Below are 16,196 nucleotides of genomic sequence, written 5' to 3' on the forward strand. Positions count from 1 at the left end.
GATGGTGCCGCGGCCGAGCCCGGCGGGGGCGCTCACGACGTGTCGTCCTCCCGGGAAGGTGAGCGGTGGCTCGGCGGGTGGGTTTCGTACATGCGCACGGCGACGATCAGGCCGGAGGCGGCGGTGACGGCGGCGACCACCCACACGGCGACCCGTATGCCCGCGAGGTCGGCGACCACGCCCGACAGGAGCGCGCCGACGGCGAACCCGCCGTCGCGCCAGAGCCGGTAGACGCCGACCGCACGGGCGCGCCACGCGGGGTGGGCGACGTCGCCGATGGTGGCCAGCAGCGTCGGGTAGACCATCGCGGTGCCCGCGCCCAACAGCACGGCGGCCACGGCCCAGGCGGCGAACGTGTGGGCGACGGCGGTCAAGGCGAGGGCGGCGGCCTGCACGAGCATGCCCGCGGTGATGAGGTGCTTGCGTCCCCACCGGTCGGACAGCGGTCCCGTGACCAGCTGCCCGAGTCCCCACACGGCGGGGTAGAGCGCGGCCAGGACGCCGATCCGGGCCACGGACAGCCCGGCGGTGGCGAACAGGATCGGGAACAGGCCCCAGGCCAGGCCGTCGTTGAGGTTGTTGACCATCCCGGCCTGGCTGGTCGCCGACAGCGCGGGTTCGCGCACGCTGGTGTGGGCGAAGACCTGCCGGTCGGTGAGGTCGGCGTGCAGGTGGTCATGCCGTCCGTCGGCGCGGGCGGTGTGCCGTCCGGCCTCGAGTCGCGCGTGATCACGGGTTTCGCGCACGAAGAACACCGACAGGCCGAGGCCGAGGGCGGCGTAGGACAAGCCCAGCAGGAACGGCGCGGGCCGCAACCCGTAACGAGCGGCGAGGTAGCCGGTGGCCAGCGCGGTCACCGCGACCGCGACGTAGCCCGCTGCCTCGTTCAGACCCATCGCCAGCCCGCGGCGTGACGGTCCGGCGAGGTCGATCTTCATGATCACGGTCGTGGACCAGGTCAGCCCCTGGTTGATCCCGAGCAGCACGTTGGCCGCCACGACCCAACCCCACGACGGCGCCCAGATCAGCATCAGCGGTACGGGGATCGCGACCAACCACCCGGCCACCAGCACCGGCTTGCGCCCGTAGCGGTCGGAGAACGTGCCCGCGACGTAGTTGGTCGCGGCCTTGGTCACCCCGAAGGCCAGCACGTACGTCAGCAGGAACGTGTAGCCGGTCAGGTGGAACGCCTGCTCGGCCAACGGGGACAGCACCGTGCGTTCCTGCCCGAGCACGCCGCCGACCAGGGCGTTGACCCCGACCAGCAGGCTGAACTGGGCGAGGTTCGCCCGGATTCCCAGCCGCGGGGTCGACGGTGCGGTGCTCACGCGCCGGTCTCCAACGAGCGGCCGGTCGCCGAGGCCCAGTCGCCGGGTCCGCCGGTGAGCACGGCGAGGTCGCGGTGACCGGCGCGTTCGAGCAGGCTGGCCGCGCCCATCGCGCGCTCACCGTGCCCGCACATCACCACCAGCGGCTCGGCGCCCACTTCCTCCACGCGGCCGACCAGATCGCCCAGTTCGACGTGCAGGGCTCCGGGAACGTGCCCGCCGGCGAACTCCGACGCCTGCCGGATGTCCAGGACCGCGCCCCGCACGTGCTCCGGACCGACCAGCCGGGTGCCCGTGGTCGGGTGCCCCGCCGCGGTCCAGGCGTCCAGACCGCCCGCGAGTTCCCCGACGAGGTTGGTGTAGCCGATCTTGGCGGCCTGCCACGCGGTCTCGACCAGATCCTGATCAGCTCCTCGCACGATCACCAAGGGCCGGTCGTGCGGGGCCAGCCACCCCAGCCAGGACGCGAACACCGGCCGCAGCGGGATGGACAACGCCCCCGGCACGTGGGCGGCGGCGAAGGCCGGCACCGGCCGCACGTCGACCAGGTGCGCCCCGTCCGCCAGCAAGGCCCGGACGGCGTCGACCGCCAGCGGCTTCAGCGCCGGCGGCCCGTCCAGGATCGCGGGCCCGCGGCGGTTGACCTCGCCCACCCGCAGGAAGTACGGCGGGAAGCTGCCCAGCGAGCCCACCAACCGGGCCACGAAAGCGTCCTCGTCCTCGACGGCCAGCAGCGGGTTGGTGGCCTTCTCCCGACCGATCGTGCTGACCCGGTCCGCGCCGGGCGGTGCCGAGCAGAACGATCCGGCGCCGTGGGTCGGCCACACCGCCACCTCGTCGGGGAGCTCGGCCAACCGCCGCAACGACGCGCACTGGGCGCGAGCCAACGCCTCGGTCCGCTCCGGCGAGACCAGGTCGGTCCGCGCCGCCGCACCCACCAGCAGCGAACCACCCGTGAACACACCGACCGGCCGGTCACCGTCGAGCAGGAGGAACGACAGGTGCTCGTGCGTGTGCCCCGGCGTGCCCAGCGCCCTCAGCCGCAACCCGCCCAGGTCCACCTCGTCACCGTCGCGCAGTCCACTGTGCGCGAACTCGCGATGCCCGTCCGCCGAGGCCAGCACCCGCGTGTCACCGATCGCCGACAGCTGCCGCGAGCCGGAGAGGAAGTCGGCGTGCAGGTGGGTGTCCGCGGCGAACGCCACCGACAACCCCCGACGACCGGCGACACGGGAAACCTCGCGCAGGTCGATGCTGACATCGACCACCAGCGCCCGACCGTCGCCGAGATCGACCAGGTAGGCGGAGTTGCCCAGCCCTTCGTCGACGAGCGGAACGACCTCGACCGTGCCCACGGCACCTCCCGACTCCACCGGCGGAACGTCCCGCCGCACCCATGTTCTACACTATTCCAAGGATGATTGGAGAATCATGGGTGACCGGGACGCTAAGACCGCCTTGTTCGAGCAGTTCGCCCGCGTGGGCAAGGCACTGGGCAGCGGCAAGCGACTGGAACTGCTGGACCTGCTCGCGCAGGGTGAGCGCAGCGTGGACTCGCTGGCCCGTGCCGCCGGGCTGGGCTTGACCACCGCCTCAGCGCACCTGCAGACGCTCAAGAACGCCGGTCTGGTGACCACCCGCCGTGACGGCACCAAGATCCACTACCGGTTGGCCGGGGACGACGTGGCGGCGTTGTTCGCACTGGTCCGGGCCGTTGCCGACGACCACTTGGCCGACGTCGCGATCGCGACCTCCGCCTACCTCGGCGGCCCAGCGACCGACGAGGTGGACCGCGAGGAACTCCAGCGCCGCGTCCACTCCGGACAGGTCACCGTGATCGATGTGCGGCCCCGCGAGGAGTACGCAGCCGGCCACATCCCGGACGCGCTGTCGATCCCACTCGACGAACTGGCCGACCGACTCGCCGAACTCCCCGCCGACCAGGACATCGTCGCCTACTGCCGCGGCGCCTACTGCGTCCTCGCCCACGACGCCGTCCGCCTGCTCACCACCCACGGGTTGACCGCCCGACGCCTGGCCGACGGGATGCTCGAATGGCGCCTGGCGAACCTGCCGGTGGCTACCTGAGCACTACTTCGAGGTTTCCGCGTGGCCTCCATGGTCGGAGATCCGGGCCACGCCCCAGGAGTGCAGTGCCTGGATTAGCTCCGGGCCGGACGTGCGGAAGTCCAGCACAGCGCCGTTGCCGAGGACCCGTCCGACGTCCACGGCTTCGAGGTGACAGACCATGGACTCGAACCGTGGTCACGTCGAAACGGCGAACTCCGTCAAGCTGGATCACCAAAGGTCAACTGGCGGGGTGGAAGTCGAAGTGCTGGACGGGGAAGCGGTACACGTCGGCCAGGGTCATGAAATCTTTATAGAACGGATCCCAGCGCGTCGGGTAGTGCATGCCGCGAGCGAGTTCGGCGTCCGTCTCGTGGTCGAGCCGTCGGTGCAGCGCGGCGATCACGCCATCGCAGAGGCCGGCCATGTGGCGACGTCGCAGCACTGAGCCGCCGAGCCACGAGCCGGCGTAGTTGACCACGTCGAACGGCCTGGTGGCTGCGTTGAGCAGGCGCGCGAAGCCTCGGCTGACCGCGGGCGGGAGCCGGTCGAACAGGCGCACGAGGGCCAGCAGCGCGCGGATGATGAGGAACCCGACGAGCATGTGGAACAGCAGCTGCCGGTTGTTCCACCGGGTGCCGTTGGACCTGCGGCGCAGGTTGGCGGATCACCAACATCCCGGCGGAAAATCGCTGGTCCGACCTGGGACCGTCTGCGTGTAGCCCTGCCAGGGATTCGAACCTGCACACCCCCGCCGGCGCGACTCCGAGACTCAGACATGTTCGCCGATCCCCATCCGCAGTTGCGTCTCCTGAGCCCGCTAGGCAGCCGCGCTCTCGCCGTAATGGCGGGGCATGTCCTCAGAGGTCCAGCCGAGCAGCAGCATCAGGTCGCCGGAGTCGCCGCCGGCGCGTTTCCACTCGTGGGCGAAGTTGTGCCGCCAGCGATGGGCGTGGACGCCGGTGAGACCCGCGGCCAGGCCGCGGCGCTTGAGCATGATTTTGACGCCGTTCGGCGCGAAGCGGCGGATGCCCCGTTCGGCCAGCCACAGATCCGGTAGGTCGGCGGCTTTGCGCTTGGCGCGGGCGCGGAGGTAGCGACTGAGGGCGCGGGCGGTTTTCGGGCCGAAGCGGACGCGGCGGTCTTTGTTGCCCTTGCCGCGGTAGTGGGCCGAGTCGGTGTCCATGTCGAGGTCGTCGAGGGTGAGGTTGCCGACCTCGGAGAGGCGAGCGCCGGTGTTGTAGTAGAGGCGGATGATGGCCTCGTCGCGGAGGTGTACGAAGTCCTTGCCCTTGCAGGTGTCCAACACGCGCTTCGTGTCGTCGTCGCGGATGACCGGAATGAGCTTCTTCCGCACCTGGGGTTGCTTCACCCGTTCCATCGGTGACCGGTCGATGTCCTCCTCGTCGAGCATCAGCCACTTGAAGAACTACTGCAGGCCCTTGTGCTTGTTCAGCGCGGTGGCACCCGAGCGGGTCTCGATCATCCACGCCTGGAATGCCTCGACGTGGGCCTTGGTCACCTCGCACGGGTCGTCGGCCGCGTCGTCGGCATCCGGGTCGGGCGAGTACTCGGCCAGGTAGCGGGCCAACTGAGTGGCGGTGAGGAGATAGTTGTAGCGGGTGGTCTCCGGGTGACCGGCCGAGCGCAGGGTCCGGTCCCAGTCGCGCAGGTAGCCCGTCCAGGTCTTCGACAGGCCGGTGGTGATCTTGGTCAGGTCCAGCAGAGGCATCGCCGAAGTCCTCCGAGTCAAGGTGTCGCTGAGCGACGTGCTCGACCTCGAAGAACGAACCAAGATCACAAAAAGAGGGCCCTCGCAGTGTCTGACCTGCGAAGACCCTCTTGGCCGTCGGGACGACAGGATTTGAACCTGCGACCCCTTGACCCCCAGGGTCGCCCTGATCATGGCCTGACCTGGGAAAACAACGTCAGCCGCCCTCGTGAGAGGTCAGTTGAGCGCAGTTGGAAGCAGGAAGAAACCTTTGCAGCACAACGAACTCTCCTCCGTCCGCTCCTCCTCGTCCATTCCCTTGACAAGAATCAAGTGGTCGACAGTGGGACGCAGCGACGGCGTGGTGTGCGTTCGAGTCCCCGGTGCGGCTCCTCCAGGAAGCACACGGACACCCGAACCGCTCGGCACGACCCACTTCTCACACACAAGTGGCGGAAACCGCTGGTCATCGCCGCTTGCGTGCCGCTCATGGTGGAGCGCCGAACCACGGATGCCGCACAGCGCGGTCGCCGTTCGTCGTGACGCTCAGAGCGGTGACCAGCGGTACGTTGCGGGCGTAGAGGGCCTCCGAGCCGGTCCACCAGGTCGTTGTCACGAGTGTTGCAGAGGATGATGCCTGCCTATCCTGATAGGTATGTTCCAGCGCAAGCGTGTCACAGTGGTGATCGACTCGAATGCGGTCTGGGACGACTGGCTGCTCAAACGTGACGCGTGGACCCGACTGGTGATCCTTGCGGACCACGGGCTAATCGAGGTGTGTGTCCCCGAGGTCGTCGTCCAGGAGCTGGCGCGAGGTTACAAGCGGACTCTCAACGACCTGGTGGCCGGGCTGGACAAACTCAAACTGGACAAGCTCGCGACGCTGCTGGGCCTCAACCTGCCGTCGAACGTGGCAGACCTAAACGACAGTACTGCAGAGAAGATCGCCGCATACGAGCCAGCGCTGCGTGCCCGCCTTGCCGAGCTGCGAGTGACCACGCTGTCGGTGCCAGAGGTAGATCAGCAGACGATGCTCACCAGGGCGCTGGAGGCCCGCAAGCCCTTCGATGCGGAAGGCAAGAAGGGCTTCCGGGACGCCTTGATCTGGCACACCGTCCTCACCGTGTGCCGGGACCGCAGTGCAAACGCGAAGATCATGTTTGTAACCGACAACATAAAGGATTTCTGCGACGCGACAGGAAAACTCCACGAAGTGCTGATAGAGGAAGTCGCCGCGACAGGGTCGCTTCCAATGGAGACCGTGCGAAGCCTCAACGCGGCCGTACAGCACCTTAAGGACGTGGAGCAACTCGACGCCGAACTCGCCCTTGACGAATTCCCCGTCGTTACGCCGACTCGCGAGCAGGTCGAGGCCATTGTGGTGGCGGCCTGCGAGCAGCTCACCGGCCAGAGCGTCACGACTGCCGAAGTAATTGAGTACCGCTACAGCGGCCCGAGCGATTTCAGCGGATTCGACACCATCATCGAGGACGAGGCCGATTTGCAAGAGATCCAACCTGACCTGGAGACGATCGAGTGGGGATTCGACGGCCGCGACCTCGACGGGCGCCCGATGCTCAAGATTTCGCTGGACGCCGGAATTACCCTCGATGGCATGGCCTACAAAGCCGACTACTACGGGGTCAGTACCAGCTCTGTGTACGTCCTGGACGGAGACTGGAACAAGCACTACATGTGGGTGGCAACCTACCACAGAGGACGGTTGTCGCTCCTGGTTTACCTCACTGCGGATGGCACAAACTTCGACGCAGTTGAGCTAGTGAATGCGGAGGAGATCGTCCCCGAGGCGATACCTGAGCACTAAAGTTCAGCCAGAGCCGCACGCAGCCCTACGCCGCCGACCAGCAAACTGTGATTGCGCCCCACGCGCATGGGCAATGATCAGCTCCCAACAGGTCAGTGCGCATCGCGGTGCATCATGAGATATTCGATCCTATAGGAGCGCCGCCACACCTTAACGCCCGGCATTGGTCACACGATGTTCGAAGTATCCGGCGACCCGATACCGCGGCACATGTGTGTTCCAGGTTGTCGGGCCAAACCGTAGGAATCGAAGTCCGGTTGGCCAAATTCACCGATACAACACCAAGGCGCGCCAGACACTCAGTCGAGGTCTCGTTCTTCCCTTCTCGGCGTACCCTCGAGTATCACGAGGTCCGACGTCAGTAGAGCATCGACGCTCGATTCCACAAAGGGATGCTTGCCTCTGTGATCGCCGCTGAGTTCCATCCGTTCAAACCAGTGCAACACGATGAGTTCAAGCTTGTCCTCCGCCAGGAACTCCCGCAGGTAGGAGGCCCGTGCCAGTAGCGCTCGACTGTCGTTCTCTCCCTGTTCGTAGTACGTGAAGACCGGAGCACCTTCTGCATCGAGCCAACTCGGGCCGCGCATGTCGAAGGTCAGTCCTGCGGCCTGCTGGATAAACGTCGAGGGCAAGACGGTGCTCGCTGTTTCCTCGATGGAACAGTCAAGGATGCTGCCCTCCCAGGCGTACTCCTCCACGGTAGCCACAATTCGGAAGTGCTTATCTCCGATGTCTACCTCACGAAGCTTGTCGTGCCGATGATGGCAGGTCGGCCCGACGCGGCCGACCTCACCGACATAGCAGCAATCGGTGTGGCCGTGAGAGTCGACGAGGTCACGGATTTGGTGGCGTGGCTCGTCCTGCAGGGCGGCGAGGAACGCCGGAGCGTCGCCAGCCGTGATGAGCAGCGTATCGATGGCACTGCTCTCTTGGAGACCACGCCAGCTTTTGTGCGCCAGCGGATCGATCTTCTTCACGAAGCTTTCGAGCACCACCCAGTCGCTGCCGTCGCGGTCACGGACGAACGTGGAACTGGCGATGGTTGGCTCAGATGCGGTGTCGGCTAGAAAACGCTTGATGTCTCCCTGGAAGCGGCCGAAGTTGAGGCGCGCAGGCGGCCACTCCTCCAGCCTGCCAGTGGCAGCGCTTGGACTCCGGGCGGTACAGAACCACGGCCACCGGCAGGGAGTGGTTCAGCCAGGAGGCCACATGCCCAGCATCCGGCCGGAACCACCAGCCCGTTGGCGCTGCCTCCCGGAAATAGCCCATCCCGCCCTTGATTTGCAGGGCCAGCAGCCGCCCGCGCACGTCCTCGCCGTCGACAACCTTGGCATGCGCGTCGATGCCGCAGTCCTCGGTCGGCTGGTCGCGGAACAACCATCCCAGCTCGGCTTGGACGGCCAACCGGGTGTGGGTTACTCCCTCGCTGGCGACCCTGGCAGAAGGCTCGCGTCGCATACCCGCATCTTCCCGCTGCCGGCTCCTCAACCGGCACCTAGGAGGAGCGGCCCAGCCACCCGCCCGTGCTACTCCTTTCCCCATGACCATGGCCTCCCTCCGCTTCCCGCCTCTCGGGCAGACCCACATCTCCCTCGGGGAGATCCACCTGACACCCGGCGTGGCAAACCACCGCCTGGTGCTACCGATCCAAATGACCGGCACCTGGCTGGACGGCCAAGACCCAGGTACCAATGCCCAAGCCCTCCTGACCGGCACCATCTGGACCGAGCAGCCGTCCTTCCGCTGGGTTGCCGGTCTGGAGGTCCAGGTCGCGACCCTCCGCAGCTATGCGGCTGGGGAGGATCTGGTCATCTCCCTGACCGACGACCAGCTCATCTGTCTAGAGCGCGCCCGTGGCCAGAACGACGTCATCCTGCGCCTGAAACTCCAGGCCACGCTTTTGTCCCCGCCGGACGGCGTGCACCCGGTGGCCCACGAGGAGCTGTCGGTGCGTATCCCCAGCACCCGCTGGTTGGAGTTGCTGGACCAAGCCGGGACAGAAGTCGGCGTGCTGATCCGGGTGCCCAGTCCGCTGACCGACTCAGCCCTCGCGGTGCCGCCAGCCGCCTCCGACGAGGACGCGGCCTCGCTGGCTCAGGCCACTGCCCGGCTACGCCAAGCACGAGCCGAGCTGCGCGATCAGCAGTGGGAGCACTGCGTGGCCACCTGCCGCAGGGTGCTGGAGAACATCTCCCGGCTGGCGGATATCCCGTCCGCAAAGAGCGTGGCCGACACCGCCGCCGCCCAGCGCAACCAGGAGCAGCGCTGGGCCGCGATTTACCACGACGTCAAGGGCATGGCGAACGCCGCCCACCACGACGACAGCACCACCGAGGGCTTCTCCTGGTCACGTGCCGACGCCGAGGCCATCTTGGCGGCCACGGCTGGGTTGCTGGAGAGGTACACAAGCAGGAAGTGACGACACTCGGGTGCATCCAATGGCGGGTTGCTGCCGTGTGTGTCGAAGTCCCGACCCTGGTCACCGCCCGCGCCGACCGGGCCGGTGGCGGGCGGTGCCCTGGCGAGGGCCGCCACACGGTGTTGCCCCGAGGCTGCCCACGACAAGCTCGGCCTCACCGCCCAGGGCTTCCCGATCCTTACGCCCAGCTTGCCGACACACGGTATGCCGACAACCACCGTGGAAGCCGTAGGCATGCCGCCGTCGACCTGCGCAGAGTTGTGATACGCAATGATGCTCTTGTGACGCACCGGCTGCTGCAGACTGTGGCCCGTTCGGGCGGCGGGCGCGGGCTCGCGCTGGACGTCGACATCTATCGTCGAGTGAGCCTCGTAAGGAGACTTGTGAGCACCCTCGGTAGCTTTATCTGGTCGATCGCCAACCAGCTTCGGGGTCCCTACCGCCCCAACCAGTACGGCAACGTGATCCTCCCGCTCACGATCCTGCGCCGTCTCGACTGCATCCTCGAGCCCGACCGGGAGACTGTCCGGACGTTGGCGACGAGGTACGACAACCCGAACCGGCTCAGGGTCGAGGTCAAGAAGGCAACCGGCCGGCCGTTCTACAACACCTCGAACTACTCCTTCTCTAACCTGCTGGCCGACGCCGACGGGCTGGCGGACAACCTGGTCGACTATATCGACCGGTTCTCGCCTGATGTCGATGTGTTCGAGTACTTCGACTTCAAAAAGGAGATCCTCGTCTTGGAGAAGGCGGGGCTCCTGCGTGAGGTCATTTCGTCCTTCAAGGCTGTCGACCTGCATCCGGATGTTGTCTCCAACGCCGACATGGGGGACGCCTTCGAGTACATCATCCGCAAGTTCAACGAGGCCGCGAACGAGACCTCGGGTGACCATTACACCCCGCGGGACGCGATCCGGCTGCTGGTTGACCTGCTCTTCGCCGAGAAAGACGTCGACCTGACCGAAGCCAGCATCATCCGTACGCTGTACGACCCCACGGCGGGCACCGGCGGCATGCTCGCCCTGGCCGAGGAACACCTGCTCGCGCACAACCCCAAGGCGAAGCTGAGCCTGTACGGCCAGGAGTACAACCCTCAGTCGTACGCGATCTGCAAGTCCGACCTGCTGGCCAAGGGCCACGATGCGTCCAACATCGCCTTCGGCAACACGCTCACCGATGACGCGTTCAAGGGTCGTCAATTCGACTTCTGCATGTCCAACCCGCCGTACGGCGTCGACTGGAAGCAGTACGCCAAGGCGGTCACGAAGGAGCGCGACGAAGCTGGCCCCTACGGCCGGTTCGCCCCCGGCCTCCCGGCGACCTCGGACGGACAGATGCTCTTCCTACTCCACCTAGTCCACAAGATGCGGGCACCGGAGGACGGCGGCGGTCGGGCCGGGATCGTGATGAACGGATCGCCGCTCTTCAACGGCGGCGCCGAGTCCGGCCCCTCCAACATCCGTAAGTGGCTACTGGAGAACGACCTGGTCGATGCGATCGTCGCGCTACCAACGAACATGTTCTTCAACACCGGCATCGCCACCTACATCTGGATTCTCGACAACGACAAGCGCTCCGAGCGAAAGGGCAAGGTCCAACTCATCGATGGCACCTCGTTCTGGACCAAGATGCGCAAGAGTCTTGGCTCCAAGAACCGTGAGCTCAGCGAGGAGGATCGCGCCAGGATCGTCCGGTTGTACGCCGACTTCACCGACGCCGACCCGGACTATTCCAAGGTGCTGCGCAACGACGAATTCGGCTACTGGACCATCACCGTCGAACGCCCACTCCTGGACGAGAACGGCAAGCCGGTTGTCGACCGCAAGGGCAAACCCAAACCGGACGCCAAGAAGCGTGACACTGAGAACGTCCCATTCACCTACGGCGGCTCGACAACTGGTCCGACTGGCAAGGTCGAGGTCATCAACGCCTACTTCGATGTCGAGGTGAAGCTGCACGCACCCGACGCCTGGATCGACTGGACCAAACTTAAGACTGGCTACGAAATCTCCATAACCCGCCACTTCTACAAGTACGTCCCACCCCGCCCCCTTGCAGAGATCGACTCCGACCTGGAGAAGCAAGTCGCCAAGATCCTCGATCTTCTTCGCGAGGTTGAAGGATGAACGACTGGTATGACTCAGTTCCGTCGCATTGGCACCGTGCCCGGGTGAAATCCGTGGCGGGGCGCGTGACCGATGGGGCGCACATTTCGCCAGAGACCGAGAATGGCCTGTATGACTTCGTGTCGACACGTGATGTGAAGGCAGGGAGGATCAACTTCGCGGGCTCTCTCAAGACCTCGCAAGAGACCTACGACTACATGGTAAAGACGGGGTGCCAGCCGAACCTGGGAGACGTGCTTTTCTCGAAGGACGGCACGGTCGGAGAAACAGCCGTCGTCACTGAGCAGCGTGACTTCGTCGTTGCATCGTCTTTGGTGATCATCACTCCGCGGCCCGGTGTCATGGTGCCGTCGTATCTCGCGTACGTGTTCGAGTCGAGGCCAGCTCAGGAACAGGCGGCCTCCTTCATGCGTGGAGCAGGGCTCCCGCGACTGTCAGTCGGCAACCTTGCTCGCTTGGAACTATTGGTGCCACCCATGGACGAGCAGCATGCCATCGCCGACTACCTCGACCGTGAGACCGCGCGCATCGACACACTTGTCGAGGAGCAGCAGCGCCTGATCGAGACGCTCCGTGAACGAAGGCGCGCGCTCCGAGTGCATGTGGCGCTGCACGGCACTGCACCAACCGAGGAAGTCAAGAGCTCTTTGCCATGGGCAAACCAACTCCCATCCAGTTGGCGCGTTGTCCCGCTGACCTCGGTCGCTCAACTTGAAAGTGGGCATACACCAAGCCGTTCCCGAGAAGATTGGTGGACGGACTGTTACATCCCATGGGTGAGTCTGCATGATGTCGGCACTATGCGTGGAACCAAGTATCTTCAAGATACGAAACAACGCATCAGTGACGCAGGGATCGCCAACAGCTCCGCGCGCTTGCTCCCGGCGCGCACTGTCGTCCTGTCCCGAGACGCGACTGTGGGACGGACCGCAATCATGGGCGTTCCGATGGCGACGTCGCAGCACTTCGCCGCGTGGGTATGTGGACCGGCCCTCGATCCTGAGTACCTCTGGGTGTTGTTCGCGGACGCGATGCAACCGTTCTTCGATTCGTTCCAGAACGGGTCGACAATCCGCACGATCGGCATGGGGGACCTCAAGGCCTTTCGTATCCCGCTCCCGCCTCTCGATGAGCAGCGGCGAATCGTCGAGTATTTGGATAAGGAGACCCCGAAGATTGACACGCTGATCGCTGAGATGGAGCGGTTCATCGAACTTTCGCGCGAGCGTCGGGCAGCACTGATCACCGCGGCGGTGACGGGGCACATCGACCTACGGGAGATGGCGTGATGGCGGACCACCACGAGGGTGTCTTCGAGGCTGAGATTTGCGAGTACCTGGCCGACCACGGGTGGCTGTACTCGGCAGACGACACCGGCTACGACCGGGAGCGGGCGCTCTTCCCTGGGGACCTGTTCACGTGGTTGAAGCAGACCCAGCACGCGGCATATGAGAAGGCCCTGAAGGCGGCGGGGTCGGAGGCGAAGTTCCTCGACGTGCTGGCCACGGCGCTCGACAAGCCTCTTGAGCATGGTGGCGGGACGCTGAACCTCCTGCGTAACGGCGTGCAGTACGTCGGTGGTGGCCGATTGAAGATGGCACAGTTCCACCCCGAGACTAGTCTGAACCCGACCACCAGCGAGCAGTACGCGGCAATGCGGGTGCGGGTGATGCGGCAGGTGCATTTCTCCACCGCTGACCAGCGCAGCATCGACCTGGTGTTCTTCGTCAATGGATTACCGGTGGCCACCGTCGAACTGAAGACCGATTTCACCCAGTCCGTCGATGAAGCGATCAACCAGTACCGCAAGCACCGGAACCCGCTGACGCACGGTCGGCCGGAGCCGCTGCTGTCGTTCGGGCATCGAGCGCTGGTGCACTTCGCGGTGTCCAACGACCTGGCCGCGATGACCACCCGGCTTGAGGGCGAGAAGACGCACTTCCTACCGTTCAACATGGGCCACAACAAGGGTGCGGGGAACCCGCCCGGCACGGGCGGGCGGTCGGCGACGGCGTACCTGTGGGAGCGGGTCTGGGAGAAGCACGCCTGGCTCAACATCATCGGCCGACTGATGATCGTGGAGACCAAAGAGGAGTGGGACGTCGCCACCGGCACCTCGGTGCGGCGTACGAGCATGCTCTTCCCGCGGTTTCACCAGTGGGAGGCCGTGGCGAACATCGTGGCCGCTGTGCGCGAGGAAGGGGTGGGGCAGCGCTACCTGATTGAGCACTCGGCGGGGTCGGGGAAGACGAACACCATCGCCTGGACTGCGCACCGGCTGGCGCGGCTGCACGTGAACGACGAGAAGATGTTCGACTCGGTGATTGTCGTCGTGGACCGCACGGTGCTCGACGGGCAGCTCCAGGAGGCGATCCGGCAGATCGACGGGTCGGGGAAGATCGTAGCCACGATCAGTCCGGAGGATGTCCGCAAGGCGGGGGCGAAGTCGAAGTCCAGTCTGTTGGCGACCGCGTTGAAGAACGGTGAGCTGATCATCGCGGTGACGGTGCAGACCTTCCCGTTCGCGCTCGAGGAGATCCGGGCAGACAAGGGTCTGAAGGGCAAGAGGTTCGCGGTGATTGCGGACGAGGCGCACTCCTCGCAGTCCGGGCAGATTTCCTCCAAGCTGAAGGCCGTGTTGACCGCCGAGGAGGTCAGGGAGATCGAGGAGGGCGGCTCCGTCGACGTGGAGTCGATCTTGGCCGCGGAGATGACCGAGCGGGCGGAGTCGAAGAACATCTCCTACTTCGCGTTCACCGCGACGCCGAAGAACAAGACGCTGGAGCTTTTCGGCCGCAAGGGTCCTGACGGGAAGCCGGTTGAGTTCCATCTCTACTCGATGCGGCAGGCGATCGAGGAGGGCTACATCCTCGACGTGCTCAGGGGCTACCAGTCCTACGACACCGCGCTGAAGATCGCCGGTCAGGCCGAGAGCGGCGATGGTGACGAAGTGGTCGAGGAGGCCGCAGCCCGCAAGGGGCTGATGCGGTGGGTGAAGCTGCACCCCACCAACATCAGCCAGAAGGTGCAGATCATCGTCGAGCACTTCCACGTCAACGTCGCCCACCTGCTGGAGGGCAAGGCGAAGGCGATGGTCGTGACCGACTCGCGCAAGGCCGCGGTGAAGTACAAGAAGGCGATCGACGCCTACATCGCCAAGCGGGCCGCCCAGGACGCCTCGTACAACTACCGCACCCTGGTCGCCTTCTCTGGCTCGGTGACGATGGCCGAGGACGAAGAGTGGGTCTCGGACTGGGGGCCGCAGCCGAGCAAGGACGACGAGTTCACCGAGGCCAACCTGAACCCCGGCGCCGGCTCGGACCTGGCCGCCGCCTTCAAGGGTACGACGTACAAGATCATGCTGGTCGCCAACAAGTTCCAGACCGGATTCGACCAGCCACTGCTCTCGGCCATGTACATCGACAAGAAGCTCTCCGGAGTCGCTGCGGTGCAGACGCTGTCCCGGCTCAACCGCACCCATCACACCGCGGGCGGGGAGCAGAAGCGCAAGACGTTCGTCATCGACTTCGTGAACAAGCCCGAGGACATCCAGGTCGCGTTCGAACCCTACTTCACCAACGCCACCCTGGAGATCGAGACCGACCCGTACGTCGTATTCCACCTCGGCACCAAGCTCGCCCAGGCTGAAATCTACACCCCAGAGCAGGTGCGTGAAGTCGCCGAACTGTGGGTCATCCGCAAGGGAAACAACGCGCTCTCGGCCGCGATCAGCCCTGCCAAGAACGAGTTCGCCCGCCGGTACGCGTCTGCGATCGAGGCCGAAGACAAGGTCACCCTGAACACGCTCGACCTGTTCCGCAAGGACGTCTCCACCTACGTCCGGCTCTACGACTTCATGAGTCAGGTCATCGACTACGGCGACCCGTACATGGAGATGTTGTCGATCTTCCTCCGGCTACTGGAGAAGGTCATCGCAGACTCGTCCTGGGCTGCGGAAGTCGACCTGTCCAATGTCGTCCTGATCGGCGTCAAGCACAACAAGAGGACTACGATCGACATCTCGCTGACCGGCGACGGTGAGCTGAAGGGGATCGGGGCCGCGGGCTCCGGCACTCGGAAGGAGCCGAAGTACGTCGCTCTCCAGGTCGTCATCGACAAGATGAACGACCTTTTCGGCGCCGAGTCGTTCACCGCGTCGCAGGTCCGTGAGTTCGTGCAGGGGCTCGTGCAGCGCCTGCTTGCCTACCCGAATCTGGTCAACCAGACCAAGGTCAACTCGAAGAAGCAGTTCATGGAGTCACAGGACTTCCAAGCCGCGGTCACCGAGGCCGTCGTCGAGAACCAGGAAGCCCACAACACCATGGCCGACTACTTCTTCAGCGACGGTCCCGCCATCAACGCCGTCATCATGGCCCTCGCCGACGCCTTCTACGAGGCTGCAATCGATCAGCGGACGGACACGTAAGCACCCCTATCCACCTGAAAATGACCGGTCGGCGAACGGCATCGTCAACTCTTCGCCAGCGGAGAAAGGCATTGGCACGTTCGACAAAGGCAGTGCAGCGCGAACTTTTACCGTGTACGGGTCCAGGGCGAGGATGCGGTGCTGATGGGTCTTGGTGTCCTTCTCTCGGACCGCGCGGTGTAGCCCTGGGCGATGGCGCCGGGCGGAAGTAGGGCCAGACCTCCTGCGGGCTATCACGACGGACACCCGCCGGGTACCCGACTGCTCCGGTGAGCAGCCATCGGTCGAACA

The 16,196-nt window shown here is 65.3% G+C and carries 13 protein-coding genes; 6 read left to right on the forward strand and 7 right to left on the reverse strand.

Annotated features, from left to right (window positions below):
- Positions 1 to 32 precede the first annotated feature (32 nt).
- Together ABTZ99_RS05575 and ABTZ99_RS05580 are read right to left on the reverse strand one after the other, a co-directional pair.
- Complete coding sequence (locus ABTZ99_RS05575; RefSeq protein ID WP_498782228.1) at positions 33 to 1,328, reverse strand: MFS transporter; 1,296 nt, start codon at positions 1,326 to 1,328, stop codon at positions 33 to 35.
- Positions 1,325 to 2,683: an MBL fold metallo-hydrolase gene (locus ABTZ99_RS05580; RefSeq protein WP_499608405.1), complete on the reverse strand. Its 1,359-nt coding sequence runs from the start codon at positions 2,681 to 2,683 to the stop codon at positions 1,325 to 1,327. The genes ABTZ99_RS05575 and ABTZ99_RS05580 overlap by 4 nt, the downstream gene beginning before the upstream one ends.
- A gap of 76 nt (positions 2,684 to 2,759) precedes the next feature.
- On the opposite strand from ABTZ99_RS05580, the gene ABTZ99_RS05585 reads away from it, so the two are divergent.
- The gene (locus ABTZ99_RS05585) at positions 2,760 to 3,416 is read left to right on the forward strand and encodes an ArsR/SmtB family transcription factor (RefSeq protein ID WP_499608408.1); all 657 of its coding nucleotides are present in this window, start codon (positions 2,760 to 2,762) and stop codon (positions 3,414 to 3,416) included.
- 220 nt (positions 3,417 to 3,636) lie between these two features.
- On the opposite strand, the gene ABTZ99_RS05590 is transcribed toward ABTZ99_RS05585, so the two are convergent.
- From ABTZ99_RS05590 to ABTZ99_RS05600, 3 genes are all read right to left on the reverse strand, one after another.
- Positions 3,637 to 3,999 (reverse strand): DinB family protein, encoded by a 363-nt coding sequence (locus ABTZ99_RS05590; protein ID WP_498782222.1) that lies wholly within the window; start codon positions 3,997 to 3,999, stop codon positions 3,637 to 3,639.
- Positions 4,000 to 4,215: 216 nt separating this feature from the next.
- A complete protein-coding gene (locus ABTZ99_RS05595; RefSeq protein ID WP_499608410.1) occupies positions 4,216 to 4,809 on the reverse strand; it encodes a tyrosine-type recombinase/integrase in 594 nt (197 codons plus the stop codon).
- Between the two features lie 15 nt (positions 4,810 to 4,824).
- Positions 4,825 to 5,127 carry a phage integrase N-terminal SAM-like domain-containing protein gene (locus ABTZ99_RS05600; protein ID WP_499608412.1) on the reverse strand — a complete coding sequence of 101 codons (303 nt, stop codon included), beginning with the start codon at positions 5,125 to 5,127 and terminating at the stop codon, positions 4,825 to 4,827.
- Positions 5,128 to 5,761: 634 nt separating this feature from the next.
- On the opposite strand from ABTZ99_RS05600, the gene ABTZ99_RS05605 reads away from it, so the two are divergent.
- A complete protein-coding gene (locus tag ABTZ99_RS05605) occupies positions 5,762 to 6,931 on the forward strand; it encodes a PIN domain-containing protein (RefSeq protein ID WP_499608415.1) in 1,170 nt (389 codons plus the stop codon).
- A 299-nt stretch (positions 6,932 to 7,230) separates the two neighbouring features.
- On the opposite strand, the gene ABTZ99_RS05610 is transcribed toward ABTZ99_RS05605, so the two are convergent.
- Positions 7,231 to 7,923: a hypothetical protein gene (locus ABTZ99_RS05610; protein WP_499608418.1), complete on the reverse strand. Its 693-nt coding sequence runs from the start codon at positions 7,921 to 7,923 to the stop codon at positions 7,231 to 7,233.
- A gap of 55 nt (positions 7,924 to 7,978) precedes the next feature.
- Complete coding sequence (locus ABTZ99_RS05615) at positions 7,979 to 8,518, reverse strand: DUF4365 domain-containing protein (protein ID WP_499608420.1); 540 nt, start codon at positions 8,516 to 8,518, stop codon at positions 7,979 to 7,981.
- Between ABTZ99_RS05615 and ABTZ99_RS05620 the strand changes: the two genes are divergently transcribed.
- From ABTZ99_RS05620 to ABTZ99_RS05635, 4 genes are all read left to right on the forward strand, one after another.
- Positions 8,472 to 9,350 (forward strand): hypothetical protein, encoded by an 879-nt coding sequence (locus ABTZ99_RS05620; RefSeq protein WP_499608630.1) that lies wholly within the window; start codon positions 8,472 to 8,474, stop codon positions 9,348 to 9,350. The genes ABTZ99_RS05615 and ABTZ99_RS05620 overlap by 47 nt on opposite strands.
- Positions 9,351 to 9,631: 281 nt before the next feature.
- Positions 9,632 to 11,479: a type I restriction-modification system subunit M gene (locus ABTZ99_RS05625; RefSeq protein WP_499608423.1), complete on the forward strand. Its 1,848-nt coding sequence runs from the start codon at positions 9,632 to 9,634 to the stop codon at positions 11,477 to 11,479.
- Entirely contained in the window at positions 11,476 to 12,768 is a 1,293-nt protein-coding gene (locus ABTZ99_RS05630; protein ID WP_499608425.1) for a restriction endonuclease subunit S, read from the forward strand. Before ABTZ99_RS05625 ends, ABTZ99_RS05630 begins: the two co-directional genes overlap by 4 nt.
- Positions 12,768 to 15,905 carry a type I restriction endonuclease subunit R gene (locus ABTZ99_RS05635; RefSeq protein WP_499608616.1) on the forward strand — a complete coding sequence of 1,046 codons (3,138 nt, stop codon included), beginning with the start codon at positions 12,768 to 12,770 and terminating at the stop codon, positions 15,903 to 15,905. The genes ABTZ99_RS05630 and ABTZ99_RS05635 overlap by 1 nt, the downstream gene beginning before the upstream one ends.
- Positions 15,906 to 16,196 lie beyond the last annotated feature (291 nt).

It is taken from the genome of Actinosynnema sp. NPDC002837, assembly GCF_040295345.1.
GTDB lineage: Bacteria > Actinomycetota > Actinomycetes > Mycobacteriales > Pseudonocardiaceae > Actinosynnema.

Coding starts and splice junctions, on each gene's coding strand:
- ABTZ99_RS05585 (WP_499608408.1), top strand. CDS start 2,760: ATGGGTGACCGGGACGCTAAGACCGCCTTGTTCGAGCAGTTCGCCCGC.
- ABTZ99_RS05590 (WP_498782222.1), bottom strand. CDS start 3,999: ATGCTCGTCGGGTTCCTCATCATCCGCGCGCTGCTGGCCCTCGTGCGC.
- ABTZ99_RS05595 (WP_499608410.1), bottom strand. CDS start 4,809: ATGCTCGACGAGGAGGACATCGACCGGTCACCGATGGAACGGGTGAAG.
- ABTZ99_RS05600 (WP_499608412.1), bottom strand. CDS start 5,127: ATGCCTCTGCTGGACCTGACCAAGATCACCACCGGCCTGTCGAAGACC.
- ABTZ99_RS05605 (WP_499608415.1), top strand. CDS start 5,762: ATGTTCCAGCGCAAGCGTGTCACAGTGGTGATCGACTCGAATGCGGTC.
- ABTZ99_RS05620 (WP_499608630.1), top strand. CDS start 8,472: ATGACCATGGCCTCCCTCCGCTTCCCGCCTCTCGGGCAGACCCACATC.
- ABTZ99_RS05615 (WP_499608420.1), bottom strand. CDS start 8,518: ATGTGGGTCTGCCCGAGAGGCGGGAAGCGGAGGGAGGCCATGGTCATG.
- ABTZ99_RS05630 (WP_499608425.1), top strand. CDS start 11,476: ATGAACGACTGGTATGACTCAGTTCCGTCGCATTGGCACCGTGCCCGG.
- ABTZ99_RS05635 (WP_499608616.1), top strand. CDS start 12,768: ATGGCGGACCACCACGAGGGTGTCTTCGAGGCTGAGATTTGCGAGTAC.